Source organism: Paenibacillus selenitireducens (assembly GCF_002021565.1).
Classification (GTDB): Bacteria; Bacillota; Bacilli; order Paenibacillales; family Paenibacillaceae; genus Paenibacillus_K; species Paenibacillus_K selenitireducens.
Genome location: NZ_MSZX01000011.1, coordinates 30588 through 46003, shown reverse-complemented (window position 1 = coordinate 46003; position 15416 = coordinate 30588). Strand labels below are relative to the sequence as shown.

12 protein-coding genes are annotated in these 15416 nt (G+C 45.4%); all 12 read right to left on the bottom strand.

The window, feature by feature from the left end; all coding sequences use genetic code 11:
• Positions 1 to 10: 10 nt before the first annotated feature.
• Positions 11 to 706 carry a response regulator transcription factor gene (locus BVG16_RS24105; protein WP_078501758.1) on the bottom strand — a complete coding sequence of 232 codons (696 nt, stop codon included), beginning with the start codon at positions 704 to 706 and terminating at the stop codon, positions 11 to 13.
• Between the two features lie 222 nt (positions 707 to 928).
• On the bottom strand, positions 929 to 1219 hold the full coding sequence (locus BVG16_RS24100; protein WP_078501757.1) for a hypothetical protein: 291 nt from the start codon (positions 1217 to 1219) through the stop codon (positions 929 to 931).
• A 67-nt stretch (positions 1220 to 1286) separates the two neighbouring features.
• Positions 1287 to 1763: a GNAT family protein gene (locus BVG16_RS24095; protein WP_078501756.1), complete on the bottom strand. Its 477-nt coding sequence runs from the start codon at positions 1761 to 1763 to the stop codon at positions 1287 to 1289.
• 225 nt (positions 1764 to 1988) lie between these two features.
• Positions 1989 to 3341 (bottom strand): HAMP domain-containing sensor histidine kinase, encoded by a 1353-nt coding sequence (locus BVG16_RS24090; protein WP_078501755.1) that lies wholly within the window; start codon positions 3339 to 3341, stop codon positions 1989 to 1991.
• Positions 3338 to 4012: a response regulator transcription factor gene (locus BVG16_RS24085; protein ID WP_078501908.1), complete on the bottom strand. Its 675-nt coding sequence runs from the start codon at positions 4010 to 4012 to the stop codon at positions 3338 to 3340. Before BVG16_RS24085 ends, BVG16_RS24090 begins: the two co-directional genes overlap by 4 nt.
• Before the next feature lie 56 nt (positions 4013 to 4068).
• Positions 4069 to 6039, bottom strand: a complete 1971-nt coding sequence (locus tag BVG16_RS24080; RefSeq protein WP_198957528.1) for a serine hydrolase domain-containing protein — start codon at positions 6037 to 6039, stop codon at positions 4069 to 4071.
• Between the two features lie 188 nt (positions 6040 to 6227).
• Positions 6228 to 6935, bottom strand: coding sequence for a DUF7832 domain-containing protein (locus tag BVG16_RS24075; RefSeq protein WP_078501754.1), 708 nt, complete (start codon positions 6933 to 6935; stop codon positions 6228 to 6230).
• Positions 6936 to 6971: 36 nt separating this feature from the next.
• A complete protein-coding gene (locus BVG16_RS24070; protein ID WP_078501753.1) occupies positions 6972 to 7727 on the bottom strand; it encodes a hypothetical protein in 756 nt (251 codons plus the stop codon).
• Positions 7728 to 7818: 91 nt separating this feature from the next.
• Positions 7819 to 12777 (bottom strand): DUF4132 domain-containing protein, encoded by a 4959-nt coding sequence (locus BVG16_RS24065; RefSeq protein ID WP_078501752.1) that lies wholly within the window; start codon positions 12775 to 12777, stop codon positions 7819 to 7821.
• Positions 12778 to 12793: 16 nt separating this feature from the next.
• Positions 12794 to 13213, bottom strand: a complete 420-nt coding sequence (locus BVG16_RS24060; protein WP_078501751.1) for a hypothetical protein — start codon at positions 13211 to 13213, stop codon at positions 12794 to 12796.
• Positions 13214 to 13494: 281 nt separating this feature from the next.
• Complete coding sequence (locus BVG16_RS24055) at positions 13495 to 14331, bottom strand: Gfo/Idh/MocA family oxidoreductase (RefSeq protein ID WP_078501750.1); 837 nt, start codon at positions 14329 to 14331, stop codon at positions 13495 to 13497.
• Positions 14328 to 15407 carry a Gfo/Idh/MocA family protein gene (locus BVG16_RS24050; RefSeq protein WP_078501749.1) on the bottom strand — a complete coding sequence of 360 codons (1080 nt, stop codon included), beginning with the start codon at positions 15405 to 15407 and terminating at the stop codon, positions 14328 to 14330. The genes BVG16_RS24055 and BVG16_RS24050 overlap by 4 nt, the downstream gene beginning before the upstream one ends.
• Between the last annotated feature and the right edge of the window lie 9 nt (positions 15408 to 15416).

Sequence of the window (15416 nt, the reverse complement as noted above, 5' to 3'; positions counted from 1 at the left end):
ATCCCCAGACTTAATCTAAGCTGAATTTATAGCCAACGCCCCATACCGTTTTGATATACGTTGGATTGGAGGGGTCGGACTCCAGCTTCTCTCGTAATCTTCGAATATAGACGGTTATAGTACTTTCATCTCCATACGTGTCGTATCCCCATATCGCATCTAATAGTTGGCTTTTCGAGAACACTTGATTTTTATGCTTGGATAAGTAATACAACAGTTCAAATTCTTTCGCCGATAACGATATTTCTTCACCTTCTATAGTTACCTTGTAGGCTTTCTTATCAATGATCAGGCTCCCAAACTGCAGCAATTCATCGTGCTTGGGTCTACTATCCATGCTCTCTCTCCGCAAATGGGCGTTGATTCTAGCAACGAGCTCACTGAGAGAAAACGGCTTCGTCATATAGTCATCAGCCCCAAATCCGAGTCCAAGCACCTTATCCGTATCGCTGCCTCTAGCGCTTAATATAAGAATCGGCGTGTTGTATGCCTCGCGAGTTTGGCGACAAAGCTCAATCCCGTCCATATCCGGAAGCATGATATCCAGAATAATAAAATCGGGAGACAAGGTATCTATTAGTTTCAAGCCTTCCTGGCCGTTCTCTGCCACAAAAACCTCATATCCGTTATTTGTTAAGTAATCTTTTAAAACACGCGAAATATCTTTTTCATCCTCAATCACGAGTATTTTCCTTGGTCGATTCATTGGTTATTCTCCACTATGTTTCTATATTTTTACTTAATTATCATCATAGCATGGTACAACGGAGATAAAAAGATCATAGGAGTAGCGTAGAAATCGGTATTTTTCTAAACTTATCATACAAAAAGGCCAACCAGAATGATCTGGCTGACCTCATCTACGAAAGCACGGAGTGTTGTTAACCCCAGGCCCTCTTCATATTCTTACACTGCATTCAAATTCGCCTTACGCTCTGCCGTTATGTGCCGAAGTCGCTGTATTCAGCATGGATGTCCAATTCGGGAAATCCGTCTCTCTTGCAACATGGCGATCGAACAGCTCTTCAGGCAGGTTATCGATATCTTCCCGCGTGCTTACTTGAAAGTTCCCCTTCGCAAGAAACTCCTCAAAACTTTGACAACGAGAATGTTCGCGCATGAACGATTCTTTGAACAATGCTTCAAGCGACGCCTCTCTTTGCTCTTCTTCTACCGACTTTTGTCCTTGTAATTCTTTCAACAGATCGTCAAATGACATGGGCTTTTGCTTTCTCAGATGATCACTCCTAGATTTAATTTATTTGTTTGTGATTCCTATCTTTACTCTAATTATAGGTCATCCACGGTGTACTTCCCAAAACCTCAAAATTTTGCTTAAACCAAAAATTCCGCGATTTATCCAGGGTATAGACATACATTTTTTTGCTTGGATACTTCGCTTTGAGCCAGTTCACGAAGGAAGCTGCGTACCCTTTGTTTTCAAATTCTTTGAGCACATCCAGGGCTTCGATAAAGACAAAGTCCTTCTTATTTTTGATATCAATATAGAAGTCCTTCTCTAAATACTTCTCATCGGCGCTAAAATAATCTTGCTCCGCCTTCTGGATGAGCTGCTTCCCATTATCGTATTCCCACACGACGCCGTATCCAACCATCGTATCCTCAGCCTCAATGATATAGATCTCCGCCGGTAATTCCGATGGTTCCTTCGTACTCAATTCCCCTGCATGATAAGCAGATGTGATTTCACTTAAACATCTCTGCATTTCATGATCGAACGGCTTTGCAATAATCGTTGGCATTCCTGATCTCCTTATGGTTATATCTTGCACCTAACAACTCCAAATTAAAAAGAAGCAGGGCTTTCATACGTTCCCTACTTCTCCAATTGTTTGTGTATGGGTTATTGTCCTTCGCTATTTTACCACAGATCCGGCAGATAGTAACCGTATTTTCATGATTGAATTCAAAAATCTATATTTAACGGATCTCATATTTCAACAAAGGTAACGTCAACCGCCTTACCGCTATCGAATAGGCAAACGAACAACCACAGTCGTACCTTGGCCCACCTGACTTTTCATCTCGATACTTCCCTGATGAAGCGTCACGATTTTCTTCGCGATGGCAAGCCCTAGGCCATTTCCTCCGATGCTGCGGTTCCGCGATCGGTCCGTTTTGTAAAACCGCTCGAACACATATTCGAGCTGCTCCGGTGCAATTCCAACCCCCGAATCGGTTATGGAGACGATGATTTCATGCTCCGAACGGGTCATGCGTATTTCGATATGCCCGCCCTCGGGGGTAAACTTGATGCTGTTGCCGAGTAAATTCATCCATACTTGGTTAAGCTGGTCCTGATCTGCCGTTATGTTGACAGCGTCCGTAAGTTCTAACTCGACGCGAATGCCCTTGGCCGACCATTGGGGCTCGCAAGTCACGACGATTTGCCTGATCTGTTCATCGATGTTATACGTCATCGCTTCGAATGGATGATGTTCCGAATCAAGGGACGCGAGCTTCAGCAAATTATCACTAAGTCTGGATAATCGCCCGCTCTCCGCGATAATAATATCGAGGTAATAACTCCGATCGCCTTCTGCGACCAAATGGCTATGCTTCATCGCCATAGCAAAACCTGAAATCGACGTAAGCGGGGTTTGAATTTCATGAGAGACATTCGAGACGAAATCCTGCCTCATCTGCTCCAATTGTTTCAGCTCGCACGCCATCTCATTAAAGCTTTGCGTCAAAGCTCCCATCTCGTCCGCTCGTTTCGTTATAATTTCCACGTTGAAATCGCCCTTCGCAAGTCTTTTGGTCGCTTGTGTCAAGGCTTGGATCGGTTTCACCAAATACCTGGCCGCAATGAGAATGCATAGGCTGCCAATTAACAGGCCGAGCAGCAATACAAGCAGCATCATCCGGTTCACGAGGTTTTCGTTCTGTGGGGAAAACTGCATAAACATCGCATGCGTCTCCCCTTCGAATGGAAAGGGAAGGCCGATGAACGTTTGATCTACCTCACCGGGAGAACGATAATATTGTCCCTGAAGCACCTGCCGAACCGCTTCCGGTGGGATTTCGAGTTTATCCGTATCGTCTAAACCATAGAAAGTTACGTTGCCGGATGCGTCATACATATGAATCGGATAGGCGGATATCTTCACCATGTGCTGGATGAACGCATCCCGATCATCGGGTCTTGTTTGTTCATAGAGACGTATCATTTCCTCTCCGACGGCAATCATATCGTTCTGTCCTGTATGGTCTATTTCTTTCTGGAATAGAAAGAGCCCTATAAAGATAGAAGACAGCAGGCTGAAGATAATGACGGCCAGAAATGTGCAAATGATACGAACGTATAGGGTTTTGATCATGTAATCACTAACCGGTATCCCAGACTGCGGGCCGTTTCAATTTGGAAATGCTGCGTATCGCCGACAAACCTCTCCCTTAGACGCTTAATGTGAACATCAACGGTTCGGTCAACGCCATCATAATTTTTGCCCCAGATATGCAAGATCAGCTGGTCCCGGGTAAAGATCTGCCCTGGATGGCTAGCCAGCTTGAACAGAAGCTCGAACTCTTTTAACGGCAGATTGAGTGTCTCATCTCCCCGAATCACTTGATAGTTACGGCGATTCAGCACAATGCCGCCAAGCTGTATAGTCTGTGAAGCGACAATCATATAACGTTTCAGCAATGCTTTGACTCGCATCACAAGCTCCACCGGATTGAACGGCTTGGTTAAGTAATCGTCCGTTCCGAGTTGAAACCCTTTCACCTTATGCCCCGCTTCTCCCTTGGCCGTGACCATCAAGATCGGAATATTCGAATCGATACGCCTGATCTCCGAGCACAATTCCCAACCGTCGATGTGGGGCATCATAATGTCCAGGATCACTAGATCGATTTGCGCATTTTCCACGATCGCCAACGCTTCCGCACCGTCCTTTGCTTCCAATAGCTCGAATCCTTCATTCCGTAAAAATAACGTGATCAGCTCGCGAATATGCGTATCGTCATCCGCGATAAGGATTTTAGCCATGCGCATGTACGCCTCCAATCTCTATCGTATTCCACCCGAATGGGCGGATTGTTGCTTCAACCGAACTGCCATCCCAATAGATTCCAGTGATAGAAGAACAGACTCATGACCACCGCCGATAACGCCACAAGCGTGTAATGCACGCGCTTCAGCACCGTCCAGTACTTGTTTTTCCATACCATTACGCTATAAGCAACTAGGGCAGCAGTCAATCCTACAAGTATAATCGGCATGAAAAGATATAAATTTAGCGATTGCGGAATGCGGCTAAGTCGATCCAGCAAATCCATGTTCAACACCACGACGAACGTTGCGAAACAGGTCGCTAGCGCCCATGCGGCAGTAACCGCCGACAGCCGGACAGCCCACTTCTGCGCTTTCGGCATCGCTTTAATTGCACGCCGGCGATACGCGAACCCCGTCAATGCCGTAATGAACAGAACAGCCGAGATGCCGAGCAAGGGAAACCAAAACGTGGATTGATCGGTCAGCGGCGTGGGTTCTAGCGGCATATCTGGGAGAATATCCAGCAGCAGATGGGTGACCTTTCCCGACGCATCGGTGCGGAATCCGATCTGGTGCATGCCTCCGACTTCTTGGAACAAATCCGGTCCGATCGGAGCGAATACTTGCTGTTCTGCCCCGCTCCCAATGGAAAGTTTATTATCCGAAGCCGTAATGCTGATCTGGGACAGGAAACTGAAAAACTTATCGATATCCGTGTGGTTACGGCGTGTGAATTGATAGGAACCGGCGTATTTCTGCACGGCATGCTCAAGTTCGGCGGACACCGGAGGTCGCTCCACTGCTTGCGCCGGAAAGTAACGATCGAAAAAGGCTTGCAATAACCCTGCCGCTGCGGCTCCTCCGTCTCCTCCGCTATGGGATACGAAAATGCCGATTTGTTTATCGGGTACAAGATAAAGCTCCGTCGTGAACAGCGTGTCGGCGCCTCCATGGGAAATCACGCGCAGTCCATTCATCCTTTTCTCAATAAAGCCAAGGTCCATGGCGGGTAAACGCTTGTCAAACTGGAACGCTGGCGAATGCATCCATCTGGTCGTCTCTGCCTTGAGAATGTGTTGGTCACCATAACGTCCATCCTGAAGATGGGCGATCATGAAATGAGCCATATCGTTCGCTGATACGGCCCCTGATCCAGCAGGGCGGAAACCGCCCTCGAACGTAGGTGGTTTGGCTACGAATGTACCGTTCTCCCTGGCATAGCCTAGCATTGCATAGGGCTCTAGAGAGGCCGGAATCGGCTCCTGAACCGTAGCATATTTCATTCCGAGCGGATTGAAGATGTTCTTCTGTATATAGTCATTGTAAGAGACGCCGCTAACTTCCTCGACGATGAGTCCCGCGAGCGCGGTGCCATAGTTGGAATAAGACATCATCTCGCCCGGGGGCCGAACAATCGCCGGCATATGCTTGGCAAGCGTCTCTGAAATCGACACCGGCAGCTTCTTCGGATCCGTGGTGATTTGATACCCGACGCCCCCCTCTTCAAACCCAGCGGTATGGGTCATCAGGTGGCGCATCGTAACCGGTTGCGGATAGGTTTTTGGTATTTTCACGGTTTTTAAATAGGTATTAACATCTGCGTCGAGATCGATCTTGCCCTGCTCAACCAATTGTATGACGGCCGTCCAAGTGAACAGCTTTGTAGTCGAAGCAATCCGAAACAGGCTGGTCTCAGGATCGACTAGCGTGCCCTTTTCGATGTTGGAATGGCCGTACCCTTTACCGAATAGGATTTTTCCATCCTTGACGATCGAGATGATCGCGCCTGGAATTTTGAAATTGTCCATTTGCACTTTCATGATACCATCCATGAATGCGGTTAGCCCAGCTGCATCGTTCAAGTCCGCCGCCGCTCCCTCGGTATGCGCAGATTGCAATGTAGAAGTGGGAGCCGATGCCGATGCGGGCGTCTGAGCCCCTAACCAATTCGCCCCAACCGAAACGACCACTAACGCCAGTAAAATCATTTTGCAAGATATCTTCCTTATAGACGATGACATGATAAGCCTCCACCATTCAGCATATTTGTGAGAACTAACTCTCGACTTTCATGGGAGAGCGTATCACAAGCATGTGAACGGAGAATGAACCTGGCAGGCATGAACAAAAGTGGAGAGCCTGACGTTCGAAAAACATATCGACTCATATTCCTCATCCTTCTACAAAAGAGCTTTTCTATTGAATCATCCTATATCTTTAATGTTCTCTCCCAAAATTCTTGAAAACGTTGTTCAATCACAGGTTCAATCAAGTCATAATTTTCCCACGTATTAGCAACATGATAAAATAGTCCAACGCCTTGAAAGGTACGGACATAGTCTTCGGCTGTATAAATATCCTTTTGAATATTCAAATATTCATTCACGAATGGTTTAATCTCATCCGCAAGTTCTTGGGTTGAAAACACGCCATCCAGACATTTCCGATAGAATTCAGCACCAGTAAGCTGCTTCTTCTTTACTTTCTCTATTTCAGTAGCGAAATGTTGCTCTATTTCCTCTGTAAACCCATTATTTTTAATTAACCAAGTGATGAACATACCCGTAGCTGTGTACGCAGCATCTTTTGTTACATCCTTCGGGAAATCCCCTTCATAATGCCACTTCGCTTTATCTAACACATTATCCTCAGGAATAATAATCGTATCTAGAATCGATTCAGGCTCTTCGATATATCCTTTCGCTTGGTATTCCAACGACAACTGCTCAAGCTGATGAACCGCTTCTTCCATTGGATATTGTTTATACACCGCATTCGTGGTTTTCTTACGTAATGTTAACCGGCCTTTCACGATATTTAAAATATGTAGATCTGACGAAGTCTCTGTGATCATCAAATGAATATAATTTTTATAATTTTTGCTCGGTTTTGTAAGCAATATTCTTTTCGGATTCAATTCTCTTTCCTCCTTATAATAAACGGGATCGGCAAATTACAAGTTCCCTTCAATCGCAATTTCGTCCACTTGCTCTAGCGTTGCAATCACCCACCGACTTACATAATCTATAAATTCAGCGCTCGATGGGTTATGGATTGCAAGTTGCGTCCAATGCTTCAGGATCATTTGCCATTCCGGCTTACGAATAAAATTCATGCCCGTGTCATCAAAATCCTCAAAGTCTGCCCCCTTACGCGGATATACCGCCTTGATTCCTTCATATAAAAGATGAAAATCCTCACGATAAATCCATAAGCCAACACCCAAATTTTCACGCCAACGTCCCTGCTCATCTTCTGCATAAGGAAGCAAAGCATAGCCAATTTTCCCATCAGCACGATGATGAAATTGCCGTACATCGATGTATTTTTCTCTTTGATCGATATGAAGTGTTAAGGTGGGATGCCCCATATGTTCTTTCATTTGCAAAACTATTTTCTCGAATTGCTTCCGCCTGCTATTATCTTCCAAACGATTGAAAAAGCTGCATTTCAATAGGAAATGCCCACTCCCTCTCTCTTGCTCCGCCCATTCAAAAAGAAACAATTCTTTCGTCGTTCGATCCGGTCTGCCTGTATTCATCCACTCCAAAAAAGCAGTTTCCTCTTGTACGGCTGTTATAGAAAAGCCCGTTTCAACAAGAAAGAAGTGAGCTGTGCCAAAATAATCTATTAAAAACGACTTGATCCGTAGCTTTTGTTCGTGAAGTGTCAAATAAGATGCGCACGCAATTTCAATGTCATAACGCAATAATAGAACTCCCTTCTGAATGTCAACTCATGAAAAAGGATAACCCATAAACAGGCTATCCCCTTAAAATGAACAACTAGCTTTCTCTCCCTCACGCTTGTAATTGCATTAGAATTTGCGGATCTTTAATCTTCTTATCCTCGGCCAACATCACGATCTTCGACAGAATTTCTGCTGTCTTCGGATCTTCATCAATAAAGGGTAAGAATATACGACCCCTATGCTGTGAATGTACAGGAATGATATGCATAGCTCCTGTAGCTTGTCTGTAAACCATGCCACTGCCTAAATGTACTCCATACTCGCCAAGGGCACCTTCAATTCGAGCATAATTACCCTCTAAGCGAACATTATCAATCTTCAATAGACGCAGTGACTCTTGGACAATCACGCTCCGCATCTCAATCGTTGTCAGACTGGCTTCTGGATCGACGCCGCCAACATGAGCGACACTCACGACTAAATCGATGTCGCGCATCACTTCTGAGAATAAAATGGGAGGAACCTTATCCAAGGTGACGCTCTTATACGTGTTCCGATCCAAGAATTGAACGGTTTCCAGCGTAGGTGCTTCCATCTCCGAAGGAGAGAACCAATCCGCCATCGCATAGAGGTTCGCAATCAAATTCTCAGCGTAGTACACCTTCTGCAGACCCTCTTCATAACTAACTGTCCACTGCCTGCCTTTAAGCAAGGAGACCGTTTTTCTTGGCTGCACTTGGTGCCCAGCATATCTGCGAGAAACCGTACCCTGAGCCTGCTCATCTGCATTCGGAACATACAACTCACGGAACACCTGCTTAAATGGTTGCCGAAGTTGACGATCGAACAAGTCCTTCTGATACTGACTCCAATGACCGCTTTCGTATAAATGTAGGGGGTGCGCAATAAGGAGTTCTTCTGCATCCCCTATAAGCATGAAGTTACCCGCTGGATCGATTAGCCCACCTGCAGCTGCATCGAAGTATCCCAATACCTCTCCCGACTTAAATACCAACGTCCGCAATAGAGGTGTGATTACTGGATTCCCTGATAACCCCTTCAATTCCTGTAAAGTGAATATATTCCCTGCTTCCATGGAGCGTTCTAGCTCCTTGCGGGCTCTCCGGTACTGATCTGTTAGTTCTGACTTCATTTCTTTCAATGCGGAAATATATTCATCCTTCTTATACTTAGCCGGGATGGCTTTCAGCTCTTTACCTTTTCGGGTAATGCCAATCTCTGATTGTCCTTCTTCATCAATAAGAAGCTGTACCGACGTCTCCTCATCTAGCTTATATGGCTGGAAATATGATTGCATATCGTCCAGCTTTCGTGCTTCCATATCCCACATCAGCCGAATTACATCTCCATATCCGGCATTTCTCGCCAAGTTGCCTAGTGCAATTTGCGAAGTCATTCCTTCACTCGCCCGACGCTGAGCGCCAAATTTCTTACTCTGCGCTAGAAAACGCTGGATGAAATCATAGCGTTCACGAATATCTTGCTCACGATGGTTAGCTAGTGGAATAAGGCTATAGCTGAGCAAGTGATCCTTATTTCGTTTCTCTTCTACAGACTTCTGTATTTCGATGATATCAAGCTTCCCCAATGTCGCATCTGCGAACAGCTGTGATCTTCGGTGATTAGCTCCAGCCGATATATATTTAGCACAATCGTACAATAAGTCGAATCGCTTCTCTCCGAGCGTATCATAAGCTTCTTTAAACCACCTTATATCAAAGGCACCATCATTAAAGTCCTGTGCTGAAATCGGTGAATAATGCGCGACAACCGTTTCTTTCTCGGCGGAGAAGCCTTCGTTAATATGCGCATGGAAATACCAAGCTGCACTGCGCAGCCCATCCCAATTCAAATACTTTGATACTATATCTAACCACTGAGGGGCATACATAGCTGCCTCTAGCAGCCTTTTCTCCGAAATATCAAAACCTTCTAACATTTGTTTCAAGCGTGTCTCGTCTTCACCTTTACGTGGATAACTGATCTTAAGCAGATGACTGAAAGATTCCTTCTTCGTAATACTATCCCCATATCCATAGATATAGCCACGGATGAAGGTTTCCTGCTGCAGCCCGGATAATATATGAATAAAATGCTCCATACCCTCGATCCGCTCCAGCCCCATGGCCAGAGGTGTTACTTCAGTTGCTAGGTCACCACGTTCGAGCTCCACATCTAGAATTCGCTCTACAACCGTCTCCCGAATCGCAACTAACTCAGGCTTATGATCGATCCAATCATATCGTTTAGATGTAATATTGCGCATATGATTGCGACTGTCTTGACTGCCTACTAATTCCCGATATACTTCCCCTGTACCGATCATCCCCGCTTCAAAAGCACGTAAGTAATCCTTAAGGTCAAGTACCGAAGCTTTCTCATTCGGATTCATGATATTAAATGTGTAGAAAGTATGGAACATTCGCTTAAAGCTGTCATCATCATACATTCGACTACGCGCCATGGAGAACCATGGATTCACTAAGAGCTTCAATATTCCCCACTCTTTGGATACTTTCTCTTTAGGCATCGCTTGCATCACAGCAATTAAGGCATTTATCGATAAATCAAATGTTGAGCTTTTATCACTATCCATAAAATAAGCAAAAAGCAGGTTACGGATCTGACTACTATACTTAAATCCTTTGAGCGCATCTTTAATCTCTTGAATTTGAGTAATAGGATACACCTGCTCCGCAAACTCCTTACGCGAACCTTCTAGCAGCGTATGCTTCTCGAGCTCATAGTAATCCCTCTCATCAGAGAAATATCGATAATAATGGTTCAACGTCTGATCAAGCGGGTCTAGTATCGAATAGAAATAGATCTGAAGTAATTCAGATGCTCTTAGATTGCTGCGCTCTAAGTAATCTCTCCAAACCTCATGCAGCGGATATTTCGTAAGCTCAGCTGAACCGTCCTCATCCTCTTGAAATGGAAGAATCCTTCTTAAATCTATACCCAACAGCAGCGTATCCTTGTAACCAGAGTAATACTCTACCTCATACTCATAATCACGATGATTATGAATTTCTTGCTCCAGCCCAGAGAGAAAACGGATCACATCTTCCGTCGACATACTGAAAATATGCCTCCATTCGAACTCTCCTATTATCGGAGTTTCTGTAAGCCAAGGCTCGATCACCTTCGGATCGAATAGACCGAAGCCATTTGCTGCTGTATATTCACTTTTTTGACTAAGCCTCCCTATCAACTGCTGTTCCTTATGTGTGGGATTCTCAATTAATTTAGGCAGCGAACTCAAGACTTCATACTGCTCCGCACGTTCATTATCCTCAAAAATCTCAACAATCGTCTCCAGCGCCGCCAGTCTCTGCAATTCACTCTTACCTTGCAATAGCCTAGTTAGTGAGACTGTCAGACTGTCCTTGGGCTGACGCAACAGCAGCTCGATAGCACTTTGGCGTAAGGAGCCTGTCTTCAACTTCAACAAACCTTCCACCAGCATCAACTCTTCGTCCGATAACGTCAATTTTTTCGCCTTCTCGAGTGCCTTCTCGCGGTTACTCATGCTCTTGTCTGATAAAGAGGCAAATATGAATTCACGCTGTATGGAATGATCCATATCCTGCATGAAATGAGATAACAGCTCTCCACGCATATCCGCACTTAACCGATCCTTCAAGGCAATGATTTGGGCGACCCATTCGCTATCCATGTCATACGCTGTAAGGTAAAGCATTTTGCGAATAGGGAGGTCTGGCGTGTAATGAACATGTGCAAAATCCAACACTTTGGAAGGAGCAGATATCTCTTTGTGCGTACCGGCAAAGAACATCGCCTTGAGCTGTTCAAATTCACGTTGACGCTCCTCCTTCTTCTCTAGAAGAGGGATACGTTCAAACGTAATACTTGGCGCATTATCATTCTCTCTTTGCCATACACGTGTGTAATCATAACTATAGTTGGATAAAATCCAATACTGTAATTCTGAGTCCGCAGCATCTAAGTATTGTCGTGCAATTCCATAACGAACATCTTTATTCTCACTGTTCGCGAGTACATACTGTGCAATAATCTTCTGATACAGCTCTCCGTGCTCCATCAAATACTCAATTCTACTAAATAAATCACGTTCTTCAATTACCGATGTGGCCCATAAGCTTAAATAGACATGATTCGCATGATTACTAGACAACCAGGACTCACGTACGGATTCATCATTCAGAGATTGATAAGCTCCTTCAATAAGCTGCCCGGCTACACGCTGATTTGCTGATTCTAGTCCCATACCTGTCCATACGCCAAGCGCTCTCACGACAGAACTATAGCGAATAAATCCTTGGTCAACGATAACCTTCAGCATGTACAGGTTCGCTGTCAACGTCCCCTCGTCCATTCGTTCCACAATGGATTGTCGAAGCCCCTCTTGCAACCGTGAAGCAGCCAATAGCTCGCCCATCATGACGTACAATTCCTCATGATGACTCATAAATATCCCTTTGATCATACCGTGAGTAAGTAACGCCGTTTGGTTATCTCCATATACAATTTCCTTGAGTGCCGCAAGTACTTCTGTATTGTTACGATCTAACTCATAAGCAATAACGTCACTGATCGTCTGTGCCAACTCATAATCCTGCTTCAACGGATAGTCCGATAACGTCAAATAATCGATAATAGCAAATTCATAACAATCCATAGAAATGAGCGAACTCATCTTGTTAATCACTTGGCCCATGTGGGCACTCCATTCCGATGTACGAAAAGGTCTGCGTGCGTATCCTGTACTATATGGATATTCCGTTGCATGAGCAGCAATATATGCCAAGACTTCTCCCGTGTACTCATTCGTAAGTTGCTTCACAACGTTCACCAGTGGCTCGAATAATTGATCGTTATTCCCCGCAGCGAGTGAATGCAATATCTCTTCGCATTTCAAAAAAATATGATGATCCTGATCCACACGTATCATTTGACCCAACTCAACCACTAACTTCGCTAATGGAGAAAGCTGAGGATCTATCCTCTCAGCTCTCTCTTGTAATGATGCATAATAACGCTTCTTTCGTTCCTGCTTGTCCATCATTCCTTGTCTCCCTTCACCATTGGCTTCCAGCTAACATTGTGAATCTTATAAATACAATCTCATCCTCTTCCGTAAGCTTAAGCGGCGATTCCAAATGACTATTCTCTTCTTCACGAATAAATACTTTATATAGCCCATCTTCAAAAGCTAATAATGCGGTCTCGATTGCTTGGGTAAGATCAGGACTTTGTTCGTTATACACCGAGCCGAATCCTACCTTTCCACTCTCTACGCGCTCCTCAATCTCCGTTCCCGTTAAGAATGGAATCAGCGCAGTACTCTGCTGCTTCTCGGTTAGCTTTTGCACATTCAAGATAACAACTTCGGTAATGAGCTCTCTCAGCGTTCTCGGAATGACCGGAAGCTCTATTCCAAGCCTTGTCAGTACATTTTTACGTTTACCCAAGCTTTTAACCGTTATGTACAATTTCATAGACGATTCCTCCATCTCTAATTTCAGGAGCATCTAACCCATCAGTCTTCCAAATATTTCATTTATACCACTCATAATAACAGAAACACACGTTCTTATCTTGAGACTTAACACCCAAAACGGCGATTCTACTATATATCATACCGCTGTTTTCAGTGGATAACACTGTTGCTTCATAACGAAAAAAAGGAAGATTGAAAGCCTCTCCAGACTTTCAATCTCCCTTTTTTATTTTCGATATTTCGAATATCCCCCTGCAGATACCTCTCAACTCCAAGGAATCACGGTAAATCAATCCACTGATAAGGGCGTTGTGCTGCGATGCGGCCATATTCAATGATTGTAATAATAGAAATTGTCTCTGCCGTAGGGACAGTCACGCGTCCCGTCTCGAAGAAAGCGACCAGATCACGTATGAACAATTGAAAAAAATCCGATTCCGGCCGTAGTACGCTGCAATCCCCCGAATCGTAATTTACAGCCATCGTAAATGGACATCCTGGACCTGGATGCTGTATGGTTGCCTGTCTGCCATCTGAGAATTCGATCATCAAGGCTGGAGCAACCTCAGTTCCGATGAACATCACTCGCTTCGCTTCCGTTCCCATCAGAGACACGATGGGCTCAAGCTGGTGGATCGAATAGTTGTCGAAGGACCCTGGTCCCCAGCTGGAGACAACACGGACTCCCTTGCGTTCTGCCTCGACATACTCCGTCGCAAAGCGAAGCGCTGATGAAGAATATAGCGGCGTGTCATGCTGCGCAGCCCGCTCGAACAATCGTAACGCCGTTGCCCGATCCGGGGCAAAGGTCTTATCGATATACGTCGGTTTCCCAGAAGCTAACGGAAGCTCAGCTAGTGCTTCATGCTGCTCCGGGTGATCGGGAGATAACACAATCAAGTAATCGCTCTGCTCCACAACGGCTTCAACCGTAGGTAACAACGTGACGCCATGGCGCTCACACCATGCTGCGTTACTCATTCCTTGCTCGGCATCCTTCATGCCGTATGCGTAAGCAACCTCCATGCTTCCGCCGGACGCGCTCCGAATCCAGTCCGGATACTGATTCGCATGCCATTCATCTAGATAATAATCGATAAAGCCAATCTTCTTCATTGGACGGCTCCTTGCTTCATGAATGATATTTCCTCCCCATGGTCGGAAGATTGATAGATGGCCTCAATGATCTTGGAGGATAAAATGACGTAGTCAATGTGTGACGGCATTTTTTCACCTGACTTGATACAAGCGAGAAAACTGTCGATTTCGTTCTGGAACATATCGCTCTTCGTGAACTTCGGCGTACTCTCCAGCAACGCGCCATGCTTCGCGCTATAGACCGTAAAATCTGAACCGTACTGCAGCCGGATGCCTGCTTTGTCGCCCAGAAAATCAATATACATCTCATCGACGCCGATATTTTGCGCCCATGCGCCGTTCATCGTAATCGAAGGTCCTTCCGTTCGAATCATCGCGGTGACGAAATCATCGACATCGTACGTACCCTCATAATTCGGAGGACCTGCCCACATATTGAGATAGGCGTAATTCTGCATATCCTGGCCCAGCTTGGAATACGTCTGTCCCGTAACCGTCTTCGGTTCTGGATCACCTGCACAATACATGACGATATCGAGAAAATGCACACCCCAATCAATCAGCGCTCCGCCGCCTGCGACAGCTTTGGTCGTGAAATCTCCGCCAAGCCCCGGAATCGAACGATGCGAACGGAAGCTAACGTACACATGATACAGTTCTCCCAATTCACCATCGTCGATCATCTTCTTTATGATATTGACCCCTTTATTGAAGCGATTCACGACGCCGATATTTAGCGTCTTCCCGCTCTCATGCTGTACCTTCTGCATCTCTAGCGCTTCCGCATACGTTCTCGCAGCCGGCTTCTCGCACAGCACATGCTTTCCTGCGCGTAAGCAATCGATTGTGATGGAAGCATGGACATGGTTCGGCGTACAGATCGAGACCGCTTCAACTTCCGGGTCTTCCAGAATGACATGATAATCTTCGATTGCTTCCCCGCAGCCATACTGGTCGACCGCCTTCTCTGCCTTTTCTTTGCGGATATCGCAGAAATACTTGATCTCGGCATCTGGATTAGCAATGTATGCCGGGATGTGCGCGTTATTCGCAATGGTTCCACAGCCGATGATAGCTACAATTGTCTTACTCATGAGTCGTCC

Coding starts and splice junctions, on each gene's coding strand:
- BVG16_RS24105 (WP_078501758.1), bottom strand. CDS start 706: ATGAATCGACCAAGGAAAATACTCGTGATTGAGGATGAAAAAGATATT.
- BVG16_RS24100 (WP_078501757.1), bottom strand. CDS start 1,219: ATGTCATTTGACGATCTGTTGAAAGAATTACAAGGACAAAAGTCGGTA.
- BVG16_RS24095 (WP_078501756.1), bottom strand. CDS start 1,763: ATGCCAACGATTATTGCAAAGCCGTTCGATCATGAAATGCAGAGATGT.
- BVG16_RS24090 (WP_078501755.1), bottom strand. CDS start 3,341: ATGATCAAAACCCTATACGTTCGTATCATTTGCACATTTCTGGCCGTC.
- BVG16_RS24085 (WP_078501908.1), bottom strand. CDS start 4,012: ATGGCTAAAATCCTTATCGCGGATGACGATACGCATATTCGCGAGCTG.
- BVG16_RS24080 (WP_198957528.1), bottom strand. CDS start 6,039: ATGTCATCGTCTATAAGGAAGATATCTTGCAAAATGATTTTACTGGCG.
- BVG16_RS24065 (WP_078501752.1), bottom strand. CDS start 12,777: ATGGACAAGCAGGAACGAAAGAAGCGTTATTATGCATCATTACAAGAG.
- BVG16_RS24060 (WP_078501751.1), bottom strand. CDS start 13,213: ATGAAATTGTACATAACGGTTAAAAGCTTGGGTAAACGTAAAAATGTA.
- BVG16_RS24055 (WP_078501750.1), bottom strand. CDS start 14,331: ATGAAGAAGATTGGCTTTATCGATTATTATCTAGATGAATGGCATGCG.
- BVG16_RS24050 (WP_078501749.1), bottom strand. CDS start 15,407: ATGAGTAAGACAATTGTAGCTATCATCGGCTGTGGAACCATTGCGAAT.